This is a genomic window from Enterococcus sp. M190262, assembly GCF_005843965.1.
Classification (GTDB): Bacteria; Bacillota; Bacilli; order Lactobacillales; family Enterococcaceae; genus Enterococcus_D; species Enterococcus_D gallinarum.
This window is the reverse complement of record NZ_CP040461.1, coordinates 13259-32266: the sequence shown is the minus strand read 5'-3', so window position 1 is coordinate 32266 and position 19008 is coordinate 13259. Positions and strand designations below refer to the sequence as shown.

14 protein-coding genes and 1 pseudogene are annotated in these 19008 nt (G+C 41.3%); all 15 read left to right on the top strand.

The features are described 5' to 3' along the window. The first annotated feature begins 25 nt into the window (after positions 1-25). The 15 genes and pseudogenes from FE005_RS00150 to FE005_RS00080 all read left to right on the top strand — a co-directional run bounded on the left by FE005_RS00150 (position 26) and on the right by FE005_RS00080 (position 18980). Complete coding sequence (locus FE005_RS00150) at positions 26-670, top strand: glucose-6-phosphate 1-dehydrogenase family protein (protein ID WP_081131530.1); 645 nt, start codon at positions 26-28, stop codon at positions 668-670. Between the two features lie 268 nt (positions 671-938). Beyond that, positions 939-1747: pseudogene (msrA, locus tag FE005_RS00145) on the top strand (peptide-methionine (S)-S-oxide reductase MsrA). 530 nt (positions 1748-2277) lie between these two features. Beyond that, positions 2278-3639, top strand: a complete 1362-nt coding sequence (locus tag FE005_RS00140) for a citrate transporter (protein ID WP_138371086.1) — start codon at positions 2278-2280, stop codon at positions 3637-3639. Between the two features lie 19 nt (positions 3640-3658). After that, positions 3659-4882 (top strand): amidohydrolase family protein, encoded by a 1224-nt coding sequence (locus tag FE005_RS00135; RefSeq protein ID WP_029486537.1) that lies wholly within the window; start codon positions 3659-3661, stop codon positions 4880-4882. A 763-nt stretch (positions 4883-5645) separates the two neighbouring features. Beyond that, positions 5646-6353, top strand: coding sequence for a deoxynucleoside kinase (locus FE005_RS00130; protein WP_060814549.1), 708 nt, complete (start codon positions 5646-5648; stop codon positions 6351-6353). A 132-nt stretch (positions 6354-6485) separates the two neighbouring features. After that, positions 6486-7334: a helix-turn-helix domain-containing protein gene (locus FE005_RS00125; RefSeq protein ID WP_138371085.1), complete on the top strand. Its 849-nt coding sequence runs from the start codon at positions 6486-6488 to the stop codon at positions 7332-7334. Between the two features lie 256 nt (positions 7335-7590). Further along, positions 7591-8547: an FAD:protein FMN transferase gene (locus FE005_RS00120; RefSeq protein ID WP_086269061.1), complete on the top strand. Its 957-nt coding sequence runs from the start codon at positions 7591-7593 to the stop codon at positions 8545-8547. Positions 8548-8550: 3 nt separating this feature from the next. After that, positions 8551-9156: an NADPH-dependent FMN reductase gene (locus FE005_RS00115; RefSeq protein WP_021150173.1), complete on the top strand. Its 606-nt coding sequence runs from the start codon at positions 8551-8553 to the stop codon at positions 9154-9156. A 21-nt stretch (positions 9157-9177) separates the two neighbouring features. Next, a complete protein-coding gene (locus FE005_RS00110) occupies positions 9178-10434 on the top strand; it encodes an NAD(P)H-dependent oxidoreductase (RefSeq protein ID WP_005470786.1) in 1257 nt (418 codons plus the stop codon). A gap of 446 nt (positions 10435-10880) precedes the next feature. Then, entirely contained in the window at positions 10881-11927 is a 1047-nt protein-coding gene (locus tag FE005_RS00105; RefSeq protein ID WP_138371084.1) for an FUSC family protein, read from the top strand. Positions 11928-12042: 115 nt separating this feature from the next. Beyond that, entirely contained in the window at positions 12043-12642 is a 600-nt protein-coding gene (locus FE005_RS00100) for an NUDIX hydrolase (RefSeq protein ID WP_081131526.1), read from the top strand. A 367-nt stretch (positions 12643-13009) separates the two neighbouring features. Beyond that, the gene (locus tag FE005_RS00095; protein ID WP_060814017.1) at positions 13010-14320 is read left to right on the top strand and encodes an NCS2 family permease; all 1311 of its coding nucleotides are present in this window, start codon (positions 13010-13012) and stop codon (positions 14318-14320) included. 164 nt (positions 14321-14484) lie between these two features. Continuing rightward, positions 14485-15483, top strand: coding sequence for a LacI family DNA-binding transcriptional regulator (locus FE005_RS00090; protein WP_138371083.1), 999 nt, complete (start codon positions 14485-14487; stop codon positions 15481-15483). 603 nt (positions 15484-16086) lie between these two features. Continuing rightward, positions 16087-17508 (top strand): PTS transporter subunit EIIC, encoded by a 1422-nt coding sequence (locus FE005_RS00085; protein WP_002328679.1) that lies wholly within the window; start codon positions 16087-16089, stop codon positions 17506-17508. 29 nt (positions 17509-17537) lie between these two features. Then, positions 17538-18980 carry a sucrose-6-phosphate hydrolase gene (locus FE005_RS00080; RefSeq protein WP_138371082.1) on the top strand — a complete coding sequence of 481 codons (1443 nt, stop codon included), beginning with the start codon at positions 17538-17540 and terminating at the stop codon, positions 18978-18980. Positions 18981-19008: the final 28 nt, after the last annotated feature.

Below are 19008 nucleotides of genomic sequence, written 5' to 3'. Positions count from 1 at the left end.
TAGAGCTTAAAAGTAAGGTGACATTATGGAATTTGCTAAGGCAGATTTTGATTTATTCGATCGTGAGGTATTTGCCTTTAAACAACTCAAAGACATCTACCCACCAGAAACAATTCAGCGGCTGAAAGAGGATTATCAGATGAGCTGGCAAAAATGGAAACATATCCAAATGACTGTCGCAACCAATGTATCAGCAGACCTTCAACCGAAAGTTGAGAGTTGGACGAATGGTTGGAATTTGCGCAGTCATTTTTGGTGTGCTTATCGGAATGAGGCACATCCGAATCAAAATGCCTGCCTAGCTGCATTGATCAATCAAAAGCAATATCAAGTCTATTTCATGTTCCAACATTACAAAAGTGGCCAACGTTCAGGGAGTTTAGCAGCCTATAATGACTTACGCTGGCAGATTGAAGAATGGAGCAAAGACAAAAATTTGGCTGATTATTATATTTGGCCACAGGTGGAACATGAACTAGAAGATCATTGCCCATTAGCTGTATACCTCTCAGAGCCGCAAAAACAAAGACAACTTGAAGAAAAGCTGCAAGGACGCAGTTTTCAAATCGGCAAACTTTGGTTTCCATCAGAGAGCATCGAAGATGTTGAGAGATTGACGACTGAAGCATTAGAAGAATTAAGTCCATTGTATTTTTCACTAACAAGATAAACAATGCTCTTAAGATAACCAAACAGCAAAATACCTCGAACTGAACGATAGCTGATTTCTGTTCTACAGGAATTTCAGACCCTCCTATGTTGATGGTCTGTACCGCTATTTGTTCGGTTTTTTTGTCATTCAGAGAATTTTTTCTTTGGTCAGAAAGCGAATCAGTAGGCCAGATGAAGGAAATATGGTAATTTGCATATAAATCATTTCAAGTAATTGCAAGAGGATGGAACACTTCAAAGTTTTGCTGGCAGAGAGGATGAGAAGGATGGACGAGGAACGATTAAGTCAGCTTTACAATTTGATCATCAATCCAGGGACAAGAGATTGGGAACGATCCCAGTTGTTGGCAGCCCGAGATCGGTTAGAATCCGGACAAGAACAAAAAAATGTCCTATCAGAGTTGGAAGCTGCTTTGCGACCATTGGCACTTCGAGGCAACTTGACACCGGATTTACAGGATTTTTATGATCAGTTAAGAGGGATAGAAACAACTCAAACAACTCAAAAAACAAAGACACATCAAATCGCTGACTGGAGTCATCAAGAAACAGCCATTTTTGCGGGGGGTTGTTTTTGGTGTATGGTGGAACCTTTTGAACAGAAAACAGGGATCACTTCTGTTCTTTCAGGATATACCGGCGGGAATATCCCGCATCCCACGTACGATCAAGTCAGTAGCGGGTTAAGCGGACATGTAGAAGCAGTGGAAATCATTTTTGACAATCGGTTGATTACGTATGAGGAGCTAGTCTCATTGTATTGGCAGTTGACGGATCCCACAGATGCTGGTGGACAGTTTCAAGATCGGGGAAAGCAGTACCGACCAATCATTTTTGTCGGAGATCCGCAGCAACAAGCAATTGCTGAAGCGTCAAAAGAACAGCTGCAAAGGGCAGGTCATTACGCAAAACCAATCATCACAGAGATTAGACCAGCCACGACTTTCTGGCCAGCCGAGAATTACCATCAAGGGTTTTACCAAAAAATCCTCATCGGTATCGCCGGATTCAACGTGCCCGCAAACAATTGCTGGTCTATCAGCGGATTAAGCGATTCTTCAGTGGAACCAGATAATTGATAAAAGTGGCTGGTCAGATTAGGCAGAACAGCCGCTTTTGTTTCACTTTGATGCAAATGATTTAGACAATCGGCTAAAAAAAGATCGTTTTTTTTAGAATAACGTCTAAAGAAAGCGGATTCACATTCGCGTAAAATAGAAAACAGGAAGATAGGCAGAAAAGGAGAAAAGGAAGAATCATTCCCACAAATAAGCGGTGTATTTGTATGTCCGACAACTTCAAAGGATTCACCAACGGCATCTTGTGGCCGTTTATTAGTAGTGGACAGTGCAGTGAATGATTCTTAGGGAGGAGTGGCTCAGAGAACTTGTAGCTGAATAGCAAGTAGTGAAAGGGGTAGTTTTTTAAGAGTGATCTCATTTTGATTTCAATAGGTAATCGGCAGTAATTGTTTTATAGAAAGGAGAAAGCAGGCCCCGTTTGAGTTTCTCTAAATGGAATAACCTATTTTGCTAGTTACGTAATAGACTGAATCATTCGTTTTTTTCAATGCATTTATTTTTATCCAAAAAAGGACGTGGAAAAATGAAAACATTTAAAAAATGGGTTTTTTTGCTTGCTGCTATGTTTGTAGGAATGTTTTATGGCATTGCTGTACATGCTGAAGAAGCAATTGACCAAATCGTTGCACCAACAGGATTTAAAGCTATTTTGGTTTTAGTTCCATTGGTCTTGGTTTTAGTTCTTTTATTTAGAAAGGTAGATATGATCATTGCTGGACTGGTTGCTGGTATACTAGCAATGATCATCGGAGGGATCAGTTTAGCAGAAGCCAATACGCAACTGCTGGAAGCTGTGCCAACGATGTTGAGTATCACTGTCCCCATCATCAATTCTGCTGTGGCAATGGCTGTTTTCAAAGCGGGAAGCTATACGGCAGCTTTGACTTTGGCTAAACGAGGAACAAAAGGCAAGGTAGAATATGTTTCTGCATTTATTGTCATTTTGCTTGCAGCAGCTACTTATATGTCTGGTATTGGCGGCGGCAGTGCAATGGTGATCGCACCACTGGCCTTTGCAGCAGTGGGAGTGGTTCCAGAATTGATTGCAGCCATGTCGCTAGCGGCAGCTGTTTCGTTTACAACTTCTCCTGCCTCCTTAGAATCAAGTATTGTTTCCAAACTGGGCGGCTTTAGCGTTTCTTCTTATGTTGTTGAGATGCGTCCTTTTTGGTTGTTGTTTGTCGTGTTAGCTATCGCTTTGGCTTTTTGGGGAACGAAGCGCCGGCACATCGGCTTTAAAGCTTCTGCAGAAAATGAATATGAAACAAAAAGTAATGGCGAGTTGTTCAAAATCACATTACCAGCGATTTTCTTGCTTTTTGCAGTTATATTCGGCCCGCTAGTCAATGAGTTGATTGGTTTTGTTTTCTTCACACCGCTTGTTTATATGGTGATCACATTAGCATTGATTTACTTATGTACTGATTTTTCAATGAATCAATCGGTGGAAGCAATGGTAGATGGATCAACGTATATTCTGACTCGTCTTTTTCAAGTGGGAATCTTCTTGGCATTCATCAATATCATTGCGCAAACAGGAACGTTTGCCGTCATTGCTGGGGTAGCTCAAAATGCACCGGAATTTGTTGTAGTACCTGTGGCGATTTTAACCGGAGTCTTGATTGGCATTCCTGCTGGAGCGTATGTGGGCTCAGTGTTGACACTTGTTTTGCCAGTCGCCGTTTCCCTAGGATTCCCACCGATTGCTTTAGGTTTTGTCACAATGGGCGTGGGCTTAGGCAGTCAAATGAGTTTCGTCAACATCACGATGCAAGCATTATCTTCAGGATTCCAAATCCCCATTTTGGATGTGGTCAAAGGAAATGTGAAATGGCTAAGTCTTGCTTCAATTATATTGTTGTTCATTGGTTTGGTTTTTGGGTAAGTAAGAGGGAGGAAAAGAAATGGATCTACTAATTAAACAAGCAAGAATCGAGGATGGAGAAGAGTTAAAAGACGTTGGCATTACTGCTGGCAAAATCGTCGAGATCGCACCATCCATCGAAACAGTTGCAAATGAGACCATCGAAGCCAATGGACGAGTGCTGATTCCCGGTCTTGTAGAAAGCCATATTCATTTGGATAAAGCATTGATCGCTGACCGTGAACCCAACAATTCCGGCACACTGCAAGAAGCTATCGCGGTTACTGCAAAATTAAAGCCAACTTTCACAGAGGAAGACATATACCAACGGGCAAAACAAGCACTTGAGATGCTGATCGTTCATGGTACGACAGCTGTGCGGACTCATGCAGAGTTTGATCCAGCCCAAGGATTTACGGGCTTTGATACAATCATGCGATTAAAAGAAGAATACAAGGATTTGATTGATATGCAAGTTGTCGCATTTCCCCAAGAAGGAATCTTCAAGGCGCCTGGTACTGATAAGATGATGATCGAAGCAATGGAAAAAGGTGCCGACGTTGTAGGGGGAATTCCTTATAATGATGCACCAGCCAATGAGCATATTGATTTGGTTTTTTCGATTGCCAAACAGTTTGATAAAGACATTGATCTCCATCAAGATTTCGCCGATGAAGCGGATGAGACATCAATTGTTTATCTGTGTGAGAAGACCATTAAAGAAGGCTATCACGGGCGTGTCTCCGTAGGTCATTTGACCGCGTTGCATGCGATGCCGCCTGAAAAATTAGCAGAAGTCATCTCATTGATGGCGGAAGCACAAATCAATGTCATGCCATTGCCTGCCACCGATCTTCATTTAGGGGCGAGAAACGATCCTTATAATGTGCGTCGTGCAGTCACTCCGATTCGCAAATTAAGAGATGGTGGTGTAAATATCTGCTTAGGAAGCAACAACATCCGCAATGCCTTCACACCTTATGGGAATGGGGACTTGATTCAGATTGCGATGCTAGCTGTTCCAGTTGCCCACTTAGGTGGGGCTGCCGACTTGCCGACGGTTTTACCGATGATCACTACCAACACGGCGAAAGCGTTGAAACTAGCTGATTATGGATTAGCTGTTGGTAAAAAAGCCGATCTTGTATTGTTAGATACAAAGTCGAAAAGCAATGCATTGATTGATATTCCCGAACGGGTTTATGTGATCAAGAACGGTCGTGTAACGGTTAAAATCGAGAAAACGATCGAAATCTTACGTTAAGGATCATGGAAAGATATTCTTTAGTGGAAAGAGGCGGAAATCAGTTCACTGACACAAAGGATATACCCTAGCTAGAGTTTGTTTTTTGATTCAAGGGGACAAAAACGACTGATTGCTGATCCATTGAAGTGGAATAGCAACATTTTAAACACAACACCTGCTCTTTTTTCTGATAGGGGAGCAGGTGTTGTGTTTTTTGGGGGAAAGGATGAATAACAAAATCAGCTGCAGTGACTGAATATTTCCTTCCTTTAGATACCATTACTTCACAATATATAGTATTTTTTAATCTTTTTCTTACACTCTGTTCACTATATATTGTATTTACTTTTTTTAAAGATTAGGTAAAATGGATCTTGAAGTTTGGAAGGAGCGCTGTTTTTGTCATAATCGTTTAGCAGGGATTTGTGTCGAAGTGAGGCAAACAAGCATAAAGAATCCGCCATTACGACTCTGAGAAACGCACGAGTTTAGACGACAACCTGTTAGCAGAAGAGTGCCCGTTATTGGAAAAAGGACCTTCAATCTTGTAATACGTGCTGGATTTGATACACTAGAGAGGTTGCCACTGAGACATTAGTCGCGAGAAATCTTTTGTTATCAAAGAGAAATCAGTAAACAAGGTCTTTTATGAGTATTTTGCTGCTAACCAAATGCCATGTAAAGATACGCCTACGTTTTGAATCAGCTTCAGTGTTAGGTTTATCAGTGAGGCAAAAAGCGAGACAAGGATGGCTCAACGATATTTTAGTAAGAAGGATGGATGCATGTGTTATTGATAGCAGGAACGATTGGAGCAGGTAAAAGTAGTTTGACCGATTTTTTATCGAAGGAAATGGCTTCAAAACCATTTTATGAAAATGTTGAGGACAACGATGTGTTACCATTGTTCTACTCAAATCCAGAAAGATATGCTTTTTTGTTGCAAATCTTTTTTTTGAATAAAAGTTTTCTTGCAATGCGGGAAGCCTTGTCTCACGATGACAATGTGATCGACCGTTCGATTTATGAAGACAGCATGATGTTTCATTTGAATGCAGATCTTGGAAGGATCTCACCAATGGAAGTCGAGCAATACGACAATTTATTGAACACGATGCTGCGTGAGTTGGAAGACTCCGCCCCAATGAAACAACCAGACTTGATGATCCACATCAAAGTTTCTTTGGAGACTATGATCGATCGGATCGGTAAGCGAGGACGTTCGTATGAACAGGTGGCAAATGATCCAAGTTTGTATGATTACTACAAATTGTTGAACGAACGGTATGATGCTTGGTATGAAAATTTTGATGTCTGTCCGAAAATGCAGATCGATGGGGATGAACTAGATTTTGTAGCAGACCCTCAAAACTTGAACAAAATTATGAAAATGATCGAAACAAAGCTAGCCGAGATACGTACAGGAAAAGAGAAAGGAATCTATCAAACCCAGCGGGCTGTTGTAAAAGGCGATTTCTCAGAAAAGTGATTGTTCCATAGAGTCTTCCCCTTCACAAGGGAAAAATAAAATCAAAAGAGGGTGCCTGTTTTCAAAAAAACATGCTAAAATCATATCGATACTGAATGGCTGCCATTGTTGAAGCAGAGAGGGGAAAGGCAATTGAATGTAGAGAAATTTATTGCAGCACGAAAGGCTGCTGGGATGTCACAAAAAGAACTTTCAGAGGGTATTTGCACACAAGCAACTCTGAGCAGGTTTGAAAATAATGGACAAGTCCCTTCCTTGAAAATATTGATCAAGTTATGCAATCGAATCAATCTGCCTTTAGTGGATCTTTTTTCTTCAATCAATGTGGTGAATTCACAACTAGATGAACAACTAGAAAAAGCTGAATTTTCGCTGATTACCAGTGAATTTGAACAATTGGCTCAAATTTTGGAGAAAATCGATCCCAAAACGATCAAAGACGCCGATTTAAGAGCTCGTTATTATTATCTTAAAGGATTCGAGATGGTTTTTAGCCAGGCGCCGTTCACGGATGTCTTGTTCCATTTTGATCAATTGCTGATGTCAAAGACGACCGACACAGTATTTCAACTGCTGGCCTACACGGGGATCGGCATCGCTTATGCGCGTGAAGCTGAGTTGGAAAAAGCGGAAGTATATTTCGATAAAGTATTTAGCGAAATTTATACGTATCCCATCCAAACAACGGAAGACATCTGGCGCGTTTTGAATATCGTTTTCCATTGCGGGGTTTTTTACGCGCAAACGAATGATCTTGAAACCAGCAACGCACTATTAAATTATGCGATCGCTATTTGCTCAGAGAATCATTTGACCTATTATCTGGCCCGTGCAGCTGCACAGTTGGCCAAAAATGCCCAAGCTGCCGGCGAACCAGCTTCTGTCATTCTAGAATTGATACAAGATGCACTTGCGTTTGCAAAAATCAACAAAAATCGGCTGTTGATCAATGAGTTAAATCAGATGAAAAAACAGCTATAATGATGCATGACTAAAGCAAATGAAAATGAGTCGTTATTTTTGATCCGTTTTATAGGGAACAACCTTTGATCTAGCAACGAAAGATCAAAAGTTGTTCTTTTTTTATATAAGGTTAGCGCGGCTTTGTATATAAAAAAATATATAATGATATTGACAAAAATGTTTTAAAGGAGTATTCTCTGATTGTGAAAATACTAACAAAAATGATGGTTCGCTAGCGAGTCGTTTGATTTTTGGAATCAAAGAAGGGATACAAATGGGTGAAGACTTTTTTCGAGAAGAAACAAGGGTCATTCATAGAATGGGTACAACCATCACATTACAAGTTGCCCATAACGATCCAATGTCGTTGCTATCAGAATTAGAACGCCTGCTGCATGAATATGAAACACGATTTAGCGCAAACGATCCCCACTCAGAATTGATGGCGGTGAATCACGCAGCTGGTCAACATCCTGTGGTCGTCGATCCAGAACTTTATGAGCTGATCAAAATCGGCAAATATCATAGTTGCGCAGCAGACAGTCACTTGAATATTGCGATTGGTCCTCTTGTCCAAAGGTGGCGGATCGGATTTACGGATGCAAAAGTCCTCACACCCTCAGAAGTAACTGCACTATTGCCATTGACAGACCCGCAACAAATTCGTCTGAATGAGGAAGAGCAAAGTGTCTTCTTGGAAAAACAGGGAATGCTGCTAGACCTCGGTTCATTAGCTAAGGGCTACATTGCTGATAAATTACGAATGTACTGTCATCAGAACCATGCTGTTTATGCTTTGATCAATTTAGGCGGTAATATCGTGACCTATGGCGCGTCTCCTAAACATCAGGATGGTTTTTGGCGTATCGGTATCAGAGACCCCCAAGGAACAAGGCAGCAATCATTGGAGATCATCAAAGTCAAGAATGCCTCTCTTGTGACTTCTGGTATCTATGAACGCTATTTACAGCAAGGAGCATCCGTTTATCATCACATCATTGATCCAAAAACAGGCTTTCCAACCAAAAGTGACTTAGCGAGTCTGACCATTGTTTCTAAGTCATCGTTGGAAGGAGAAATCTGGACAACTCGTTTATTTGGTAAACCGATCGTTCAAGTGGTGGATCAATTGAAAGCTCAGACCGGAATCGAAGGAATCCTTGTCACAAGGGAGAATCGGGTCTGCCACACGTCAGGGATCAAAGAAAATTATTTTGGAAAGGAAGAATAAAAAATGAAATTTATAGGCTTAGTAGGAACCAACTCATCACGATCAACGAATCGCGATTTGTTAAACTTCATGAAAAACTTTTTTGCTAGTGAAGCGGAGATCGAACTTGTCGAAATCGCCGGTCTTCCCTTATTCAATAAGCCGGAAGACCATGAGTTGCCGGAAGCAGTCAGAAGGATTGCAGAAAAAATTGAAGCTGCTGATGGCGTGATCATCAGTACCCCAGAATATGACCACGCCGTTCCAGCTTCGCTGATCAATGCCTTGAATTGGCTTTCTTATGGTATTTTTCCTTTTGTTGATAAGCCCGTTATGATCACAGGGGCGTCGTATGGCACACTAGGGTCTTCCAGAGCACAGGCTCATTTGCGGCAGATTTTAGATTCACCGGAATTAAAAGCACGGATCATGCCAAGTTCAGAATTTCTTTTGGGGCACTCATTACAAGCTTTTGATGAACAAGGACGCCTGAAAGATGAAGAGCAAGTAACAAAATTGCGGGAACTATTCAGTGATTTTCTCTTGTTTGTGACGATCACAAGTCAGTTACAACATGCCCATCAAGCCAATAAACGTGAAGCAGAAAATTTTTCTTGGGAAACCATTTAATTGCGATAGGAGATAGAAAAGATGAAATTAATCGGTATCGTCGGATCAACAGCAGAAGTTTCAACCAATCGAAAATTATTAACATTCATCAAAAAACAATTCACCGAACTTTTTACTTTGGAACTGGTCGAAATCAAAGATTTGCCATTATTCAATCAAGATGATGATCAAACGAACAGTCCAGAGATCCAGCAACTAAATCGAAAAATCATTTTAGCCGATGGCGTAATCATTGCTACACCAGAGCACAATCATACAGTACCAGCAGGCCTGAAAAGTGTCTTGGAATGGCTTTCATTTAAGATTCATCCTCTTGAAAATAAGCCAGTAATGGTCGTGGGTGCTTCGTATTATGATCAAGGAACTTCCAGATCACAGTTGCATTTGCGTCAAATCTTGGATGCCCCAGGAGTCAATGCACTTGTGATGCCGGGGAATGAGTTTTTACTAGGAAAGTCAAAAGAAGCTTTTGATGAAGATGGGAATCTGATCGATCAACGAACAATTGATTTTTTAGGCAGCACGTTAGCAAGCTTCGTCAAATTTATTAACGTAGTCTCTGCATTAGCTGGACCTAAACAATTGCCACCAGAAGATTTACATGCGACTGGGAAGATCGCTACAACGGTGGAAGGCGTTGATATGTCTGATGATCAATGGCTTGAGAAAGCTGCAGAAGCAGTAGGGGCCGTTTCTGGAAATACTTATGTTCAGTTAAATCGTGGATTATTGACCGTCGATCAAATCAATTATTTTTTAGATTCAATGCCGATGGAGTTGACCTTTGCGGATAGCAATAATCAATTCTTGTATTATAACTTGCGTCAAGAAGCCCATGAAATGTTGGCAGCTCGTGTTCCCGGTCAGGTGGGCAATCCATTAGCAAACTGTCACCCTGAAAAATCATATAAAAATGTGGAATGGGTGATCCAACAATTGCGCAGCGGCGCTACAGATGCTGTTCGGGTTCATGTACCAAAACAGGTTCCAGAGAAATACATTGTCCACAATTACCAAGCCATGCATGATGAAAATGGCGAATATGCAGGTATCAACGAGTATATTCTAGATTTCAAACCAATCATTGAATGGTATCTGCAACAAACCGGTCAAAAATTGGTGGGAAACGAAGATGCTGTCTCTAGCGCTTCTGTTCACGAGAACTCAGATGCTGTTACCAGTGCTTCTGTCCACGAAGATAACGCAGAGTCAGCTACGACAACTGGTGCGCCAGAGGCTGTCGTAGTCGATGCTGTTTCTAGTGCATCTGTAAAATAAAAGAGGACTAAATTTTTCCTATCCTAAAGGAGATAGAGGAATAAAATGATTCGATCAAAACTAACTGAGTGCAACTTCTTGTTTGCTCCAGAATAGTTTTGATCTTTTTTATATCACTTGAACCGTATAATTGACGGCAATGAGAGAGCACCATCTTTTTTGATAGATTAACTGAGATCAAGTGATTCACGAAACTTTCTTGAAAAGTTTGCATATTTCGATTTTCATTCCTATAATTGATAGAGAGGCCGTTGCCTCTCTGCTAGAAAGTCGCTGCTTGTTTTTCCATTGTTAAAAATCTTCCATCTTCTATAGCTTGCTTCATCAGTTATGCCGTGTTTTTCATTGAAGATCTTGCTTTCTTCTGATCATTTACATACTAATTTTTTCCCAAACAACCACTTATAAAAGATGTCGCTCCCAATAGGGGCTAGAGGAGGAATGTCATGAATTTAACTACCAAACTATTACGTCCATTGGGCTCTGGCATCGCAATGGGCGTTCCTTTGATTACTGGGATTCTTTCCAAAGACCCCATGATTTGTTCTGTTGGAGCCATGGGAGCTTTTTCTTATTTGGCTTTTCAGCACCGTTCCTTCAGTTACAATATAAAAGCAATCCTGATCCACGGTTTTGCATTGTTGAGTGCCTTTATTTTAGGGGCGGTTACTTCATTGATTCCTTGGAGTGCACCGTTTATCATCGGCTGCTTATCCTTCACGGCTTTTTTACTTTCCAAAATCTACCGCTTGCCAAAACCAGATTATTTCTTTGTACTGATGCTCTACGCAACGGGATTCAATTTTCACCATCAAACACAGAATGTGACAGCTGCTTTACTGGCGATTCTTCATCAAAGCTCCTATCTTCTTTATGGAATCGTAGGTTCTCTGGCGGCTGGGTTGCTGATCTCCGCTGCAGAAAGGCTGCCTTTTCATTTACCCAAAGATCGCTTTCAGCAGCTTTCTCTCAAAGATAAGTATTATGTCGCTCTTTACCACCAACCGGAAATGATCCTAAAAGCGATGCATTTTTCGATGATTTTATTTATTGCTACTTATAGTGGATATCTGTTGAGAGCAAGCAATGGTTATTGGATCTTGATTTCTGCAGCCGCGGTACTCGCTGGCGAACATATGGAAAACATCAAAAAAAGAACAATCGGTCGTGTGCTAGGAGGAATAGTTGGGCTCTTATTAGGTTTCTTACTCATGGCACTGGATTTACCATTAGAAGCAAAAGCTGCTATTTTGATTGTATTGAATGTATTGACGGAATATTTCATGCCTGTCAATTATACGATCGCCAACTTTTTTACCAATCCGCAAGTGCTGCTTTTGATGACTATCGGCAGTAGTTTTGTACCACTCCATCTGATTCCTTGGCGTTTCTCGGGAACATTGATCGGTAGTTTATTGGCTATGGGATTGATTTTTCTCATGGATTTTGCGTTAAAGCAAATCCAGCAAAGCATGATCTATCGCAAAGAATGATTGCTTGTTGAATAATGCTAGCTGACTTTAGAAATTAGTGCTGTCTGGCTTTCTATCTGCCAGGATTTGCTTTATCATAAAGAGAGAATGACAGAGCACAAAGCGAGGGGAGCAGATGCAGGAGATTTTTGAGAAGTATCAGCGATTGCTAGCAATCGCTGATGCTGGGATCTATTATGGCAAGGATATTTATGATCAAGAGCGTTATGTCGAAATGAAAGAGATTCTAGTGGAATTGATGAGCCGATCGACGAAAGAAACAACCGATACGCTTAAACTTGTGCTAGATGCCAATGAGGGGTATCCAACACCAAAAGTTGATGTTCGAGCATTGATTCGTCAGGATAACAAAGTCTTATTAGTGGAAGACATTCATACAAAAGAGTGGTCTTTACCGGGTGGCTATGCAGAAGTCGGTTTCTCACCCAAAGAAAACGTTATAAAAGAAGTGTTGGAAGAGACAGGATTAGTTGTTGAAGTTGACAAACTTTGTGCAGTATTTGATACTAATCTGCGCAAAGACATTCCACAATTGTTTCAATATTATAAATTAGTTTTTGCCTGTTCGATCAAAGAAGGCTCTTTTGTGACGAACAGTGAAACCTCTGCCAGTGGCTTTTTTACGTTGGAAGAGTTGCCGCCGTTGTCAATGAAACGAACGACAGCAGAACAATTAAAGATTTTGATTGAGGAAGAGCAAAATTTTGTGGATTGATCATTCACAAAAACAGTTTAACCAATAGGTCAGCAAAAGAAATCCTGATAGGATCTTTCTGTCAGGTAGGATTGGCTTTTCTGCGGAAAAGATGATCGTTCTTTGGCTGCCTATTTTTGTTTCTGACAGTACAGACTTTTTTTGTTTTTACTATTCAAGTGGTACAATCGAAGCATAACGAGTATGAGGCACTGTGTATGGGAAATAAGCGGTTTTAGCATCTTAAATGAAAATGAAAATAGTTCTGAAATTTTTAGAAAAGTTTATTTACTTGGAGGAAAAGTTGGTATATCATTGATTTCGTTGTTTTATTAAGGATTCAGAGGGAAAATAATCGCGCCTATCTGAATAATGGAGGATTCAAAAAATGAAAAATGTGCTTCACTCTTATTTTGGGCTTGATGAGCTCAACACGACCATCAAGCGGGAACTCTTGGCTGGATTCACGACATTTATTTCAATGGCCTATATTCTTTTTGTCAATCCAACGGTCCTTGGTGCTTCTGGTATGGATGAGGGAGCGGTCTTTACAGCCACAGCATTAGCAAGTGCCCTCGGATGTATTTTGATGGGAGTCTTGGCAAAATACCCGATTGCGACAGCTCCTGCGTTAGGAATCAACGCGTTCTTTTCTTATTCAGTCTGTATCGGGATGGGTGTGCCTTGGCAAACGGCACTAGCCGGTGTTTTTGTCGCTTCGCTGATTTTTATTGCAATCACGATTTTTAAACTTCGTGAAATGATCATTGATGCGATTCCTTCCGACTTGAAATATGCTATTTCTGGTGGGATAGGCTTGTTCATTGCTTTCCTTGGTCTTAGTGAAGGTGGGATCATTGTTTCCGACGATTCAACGTTAGTTGCCTTAGGATCATTGAGTGTAGGTACGACATGGTTAACGATCTTTGGCTTGGTCATTACGGCTGTGTTGATGGTTCGTCGAGTACCTGGCGGGATTTTCATTGGGATGGCAGCGACGACCATTCTTGGTTTAGTGACAGGTTTGATCCACGCACCAAGTTCGATCGTTTCGGCAGCACCTAGTATGTCGTCGACTTTTTTAGTCGCATTGAAGCATGTCGGTGACATCAACACATTGCAAATGTGGGTCGTTGTCCTAACATTCTTACTAGTCACTTTCTTTGATACTGCCGGTACGTTAGTTGGTTTAGCCAATCAAGCAGGTTTCATGAAAGACAATAAGATGCCTCGAGTGGGGAAAGCATTAGCGTCTGATTCGACAGCGATGTTGGCAGGATCATTACTAGGAACTTCTCCAGTAGGCGCATATGTGGAATCTTCAGCAGGGATCGCTGTCGGCGGTCGTTCTGGACTAACAGCTGTGACCACAGGTATTTTCTTTTTGTTTGGTCTATTCTTTTCTCCGCTTTTATCAGTAGTGACCTCTCAGGTTACAGCACCAGCATTGATTGTTGTCGGAGTACTGATGGCGCAATCACTAAAAGAAATCAAATGGCATGAAATGGAAATCGCGATTCCTTCTTTTCTGATTTTATTAGGCATGCCTTTGACTTATAGTATTTCTGACGGGATCGCACTAGGTTTCATTTTCTATCCAATCACAATGATTGCGGCCAAACGTGGTAAAGAAGTCTCACCGATCATGTATGTGTTATTCTTTGTATTTATTGGTTTTATGTGGATCTTGAACGTTTGATCACGAGAAATAAACGGATGCTTGCTGGCTCTTTCATGAGTAGCAAGCATCTTTTTTTGTGGCTTCCTATCTTTTCATGAAGTGAATGGCATCCGAAAGAGAATCAGTGCTTATTTTTGTTTCAGTTCTTGGTATAATAAAAGAAAAAGCAAAGTAGGGTGACTATGGTAACGGTAACGATTAAAGATATCGCTGAAAAAGCAGGCGTTGCGAAAAGCACCGTTTCCCGCTATTTGAATAATGGCTATGTTAGCGAGCAAACACGTAAAAAAATTGATGCAATTATTGAAGAGACCGGCTATCGGCCCAATACGTTTGCCCGCAGTTTAAAAGCACAAGACACAAAACTGTTGGGAGTGATCATTCCTAGGCTGGATTCTCCTTCCACCAACAGTGTGTTAGAAGGGATCGATGAAACAGCTCGAAAGAATGGGTATCAATTGTTAATCACGAATTCTAATCAAAATGAACAACGCGAATTAGAAAATATTGAGATGCTGGTCAAGCAAAAGGTTGCTGGTATCATTATGCTGGCTAGAGAGATCACGAGTGAGCTAGCACAAGTCTTGCAGCAATTGACCGTTCCTGTACTGATGTTGGGTCAACACTTACAAGGAGTCCATTCGATTGTCCATGATGATTATCGTGCGGGAGAGAAACTGGCAGAGTATGCAATTGAACTCGGCCATCGGTCTTTTTTGTTTATCGGAGTGACTGAAAAAGACGAAGCAGTAGGGATCTTGAGAAAAAAAGGCTTTACGGATGTGGTCGCTCAAATGGAAGGGACCAAATTATCTTTCATCGAAACGTCTTTTTCCAGAAGTGAAACCTATCAAAAAGCTCGCTTATTTCTAAAAGAGAATCAAGCGACCTATTTAGCCTGTGCCACAGACAACATTGCTGTTGCCGTATTGAAAGCCGCGCATGAGTTAGGCTTGCGAGTGCCGGAGGATTTCTCCCTTAGCGGCTTCGGTGGATATGATTCGACGGATTATGTCTTTCCGACGATCACGACCACTCACTATCCTTACCACCAGTTAGGTGTCGATGCGGTGGAAACGATCCAGAAGTTGATCCAAAAAGTTCAAGTGCCAGAATTGATTAAGTTACCGAATCAACTGGTGATCAAACAATCAACGATTCCCATAGAACAAATACCATAATGATTCGTGAAAGGGACTGTGCCATAAGTCTCCGACAAGTAACACTATCCGAACCTTAACTATTATTGCTCCTGCGGTGCAGTGGCTCCTCGTCGCAAAAGTCCGAGGAATCTATCGCAACAGCATATGATTCGGTTTAACTTGTTGGATGATGACTTTGTCACAGTCTCTATTATTGCTCCTGCGGTACAGTGGCTCCTCGTCGCAAAAGTCCGAGGAATCTATCGCAATAGCATATGATTCGGTTTAACTTGTTGGATGATGACTTTGTCACAGTCTCTATTATTGCTCCTGCGGTGCAGTGGCTCCTCGTCGCAAAAGTCCGAGGAAACTATCGCAATAGCATATGATTCGGTTTAACTTGTTGGATGATGATTTTGTCACAGTCTCTATTATTGCTCCTGCGGTGCAGTGGCTCCTCGTCGCAAAAGTCCGAGGAATCTATCGCAACAGCATATGATTTGGTTTAACTTGTTGGATGATGATTTTGTCACAGTCTTTTTTTTTTTGATAAAACGGGTTGATTTTGCAAACGGTTTCTGTTATCCTTCTTGTAGAACCGGTTCCACAAAATAAAGTGAGTTGAAATGGAGGAAAATTAAAATGAAAGATCAGAAAATCATTGATCAGTTGCTCCAAGCAGTGGGTGGTAAGGAAAACGTTAAAAATTATGAGCATTGTGCCACTCGACTACGCATTATTTTGAAAAATGATGCGTTGCTAGACAAAAAGAAGGCAGAAAACATTTCTGAAAGCAAAGGTTATTTCTTTAATACAGGACAGCATCAGTTTATTTTTGGGACTGGAAAAGTAAATGAAGTTTATGAGGCTTTTGCTCAAACAATGGGTAAAGATGGTGAGCAGCAGACAGCCTTTAAAGAAGATGTTTATTCCAATCTGACGCCTGTTCAGAAAGTTGTTCGTACTCTTTCTGATGTGTTGGTGCCATTGATTCCGGCATTAGTTACAACTGGACTTTTGATGGGGATCCGTGGTCTGCTAGTTGAATTAGGGGTTCCTTTTAGTGCGGACTGGTATGCGCTCTTTGAAATGCTGACAGATACAGCCTTTGCTTTCTTACCTGTATTGATTGCTTATAGTGCCACCAAAAAATTTGGCGGTAATCCGATCATCGGGATCGTTGTTGGTTTGATGATGGTAGCACCTCAGTTACCCAATGCTTGGGCAGTTGCTAGTGGCGATGCACAGCCGCTTCATTTATTCGGTCTTTCTATTTCAGGGTATCAAGGTTCGATTTTCCCCGCAATTATTGTTGGTTGGCTTGTTTCCAAATTAGAAAAAGGATTTAGAAAATTTGTTCCACAAATGATGGATTTAGTCGTCACTCCATTTCTGACTATCGTAGTGACGCTGACATTAGTTTTATTTGCATTAGGTCCCATTTTGCAAGTTGCAGAAAAAGCAGTGATCAACGGCATTGTTTACCTCGTACAAGCGCCTTTTGGTATTGGCTATATCTTATATGCAGCGGTTCAGCAATTGATTGTTATCACCGGTTTGCATCATTCATTGAGCATCATCGAACTTGGTTTATTAAATACTTCAGGAGAGAATGTCTTGCAAGTTCTAGGAACAGCGAGTATGGCAGGACAATTTGGGGCAGCAATCGCAGCTGCTTTTCTTTACCGAAACAAAGTCAAACGCTCGAATGCCATTAGTGCAGCTGTACCAACCTTGTTTGGGATCACGGAACCATTATTGTTTGGGATCAATCTTCGGTCCTTGCGTATTTTTGCTTCTGGCATGGTTGGGGGGGCCATCGGCGGCTTGATGACGTATGTTTTTCAATTGGCAGCAACAGGAATGGGCATTACATTTATTCCTGGTTTGTTGTTGTATACAGGAGATTTCGGCGCCATGTTGAAATACATTGCAGTGATCCTCATTGCGTTTAGTGTGGGCTTTGCCTGCGTCCAACTGCAGCGGAGAAAGATTTCCGATGAATTGAATGAAGAAACAACGATTGAGGATGACCTTCAAACGTTAAGCGCAACCGAGAATTAATGGAAAAATTGTAGAGAAGAAAGTGGTGGATGGATTTGCGTGCAAAAGAAGCCTGGCAAGAGCTGGAACAACAATCGGAACTAAAAGCAAAGATCGCTCAGGATAACTGGCGACTGTACTTTCATTTAATGCCGGAAACTGGGTGGATGAATGATCCCAATGGGCTTTGTCAGTTTAATGGGGTTTATCATTTCTACCATCAATATGTTCCTCAAAATCCTGCAGGAAAAGAAGCACCCCATTGGGGACATAAAACGTCAACCAATTTGGTAGACTTCAAAGAAGAAGCAATTTTTCTCTCACCAGAACATTCGTATGATCGAAATGGTGTATTTTCTGGCAGTGCGATTGTAAAGGATGATCAGATCCATTTCTTTTATACAGGAAATGTGAAAAACGAAGGGGACCATGATTATACTTTTAGTGGCAGAGAGCAAAATACGGTCCATGTGATTAGTGATGGTTATTCGATTGAAAAACAAGAAGTAGTGATCCCGCATGAAGCATATCCTGCAGGGTTTACCGATCATATCCGTGATCCAAAAGTATTTGAAAAAGAGGGCCGTTACTATATGATCTTAGGGGCTCGAACTCGGGAAAGTGAAGGAAAGATTTTGATTTATCAGTCAGAGGATCTTTCACAATGGACCTATCAAGGGATATTTTTAGGGGATGATTATTCCCTTGGTTATATGTGGGAATGTCCCGATTTCTTTCAACTTGACGGACAAGATATTTTACTTTTTTCACCACAGGGAGTAGATCCGCAAGCTTATGCTTTCAATAATTTATACCAGTCTGGCTACTTATTAGGGGAAGTAGATTGGAAAAATTTGAAATTTAAGCCAACATCGGATTTCGTGGAATTGGATCGAGGGTTTGATTTTTATGCTCCGCAAACGTTCTTGGATCAAAAAGGGCGCAGATTGTTATGGGGCTGGATGGGACTAGGGGACACAAGTCCTGAATACTCGAATCCCACTGTTACTCGAGGATGGCAGCATGCGGCGACATTGCCGCGAGAACTGAGCTTCAATGGGCAACGATTGATCCAACAACCATTGCCAGAATATCAAAAATTACGTGGAAAGCCTTTCTTCTGGAATGTCGAGTTAAAGGATAGCTTTACTGCTCCAAAATTAGCTGGAGAGGTCTACGAACTGCAGGTAGAGCTAACCCAACAGACAAAAAACCTGCAGCTTCTCTTGCGCCAAGACACGATTCTCTCTTATGATGGCCATATTTTTACTCTTTCTCATGGGCCTTCCGGCTATGGACGCAAAAAAAGAAGCATTCAACTATCAGAATTACGACAGATCCAATTGTTTATGGACACTTCATCGATGGAAGTGTTCATAAACAATGGGGAGTATACCTTTACTTCCAGACTTTATCCGCAAAAAGAGCAAGACCAAATCGTCTTCTCAGGGACTGGCAGGTTGGCTATTCAACTGTGGCCATTCTCAAATTAGCAAATAGCATGCGCAATCAGCAAAGAAG

Excerpts from the sequence above, each read along its gene's own strand:
- FE005_RS00150 (WP_081131530.1), top strand. The coding sequence starts at position 26 with ATGGAATTTGCTAAGGCAGATTTTGATTTATTCGATCGTGAGGTATTT.
- FE005_RS00140 (WP_138371086.1), top strand. The coding sequence starts at position 2,278 with ATGAAAACATTTAAAAAATGGGTTTTTTTGCTTGCTGCTATGTTTGTA.
- FE005_RS00135 (WP_029486537.1), top strand. The coding sequence starts at position 3,659 with ATGGATCTACTAATTAAACAAGCAAGAATCGAGGATGGAGAAGAGTTA.
- FE005_RS00130 (WP_060814549.1), top strand. The coding sequence starts at position 5,646 with ATGCATGTGTTATTGATAGCAGGAACGATTGGAGCAGGTAAAAGTAGT.
- FE005_RS00120 (WP_086269061.1), top strand. The coding sequence starts at position 7,591 with ATGGGTGAAGACTTTTTTCGAGAAGAAACAAGGGTCATTCATAGAATG.
- FE005_RS00115 (WP_021150173.1), top strand. The coding sequence starts at position 8,551 with ATGAAATTTATAGGCTTAGTAGGAACCAACTCATCACGATCAACGAAT.
- FE005_RS00110 (WP_005470786.1), top strand. The coding sequence starts at position 9,178 with ATGAAATTAATCGGTATCGTCGGATCAACAGCAGAAGTTTCAACCAAT.
- FE005_RS00105 (WP_138371084.1), top strand. The coding sequence starts at position 10,881 with ATGAATTTAACTACCAAACTATTACGTCCATTGGGCTCTGGCATCGCA.
- FE005_RS00100 (WP_081131526.1), top strand. The coding sequence starts at position 12,043 with ATGCAGGAGATTTTTGAGAAGTATCAGCGATTGCTAGCAATCGCTGAT.
- FE005_RS00095 (WP_060814017.1), top strand. The coding sequence starts at position 13,010 with ATGAAAAATGTGCTTCACTCTTATTTTGGGCTTGATGAGCTCAACACG.
- FE005_RS00090 (WP_138371083.1), top strand. The coding sequence starts at position 14,485 with ATGGTAACGGTAACGATTAAAGATATCGCTGAAAAAGCAGGCGTTGCG.
- FE005_RS00085 (WP_002328679.1), top strand. The coding sequence starts at position 16,087 with ATGAAAGATCAGAAAATCATTGATCAGTTGCTCCAAGCAGTGGGTGGT.
- FE005_RS00080 (WP_138371082.1), top strand. The coding sequence starts at position 17,538 with ATGGATTTGCGTGCAAAAGAAGCCTGGCAAGAGCTGGAACAACAATCG.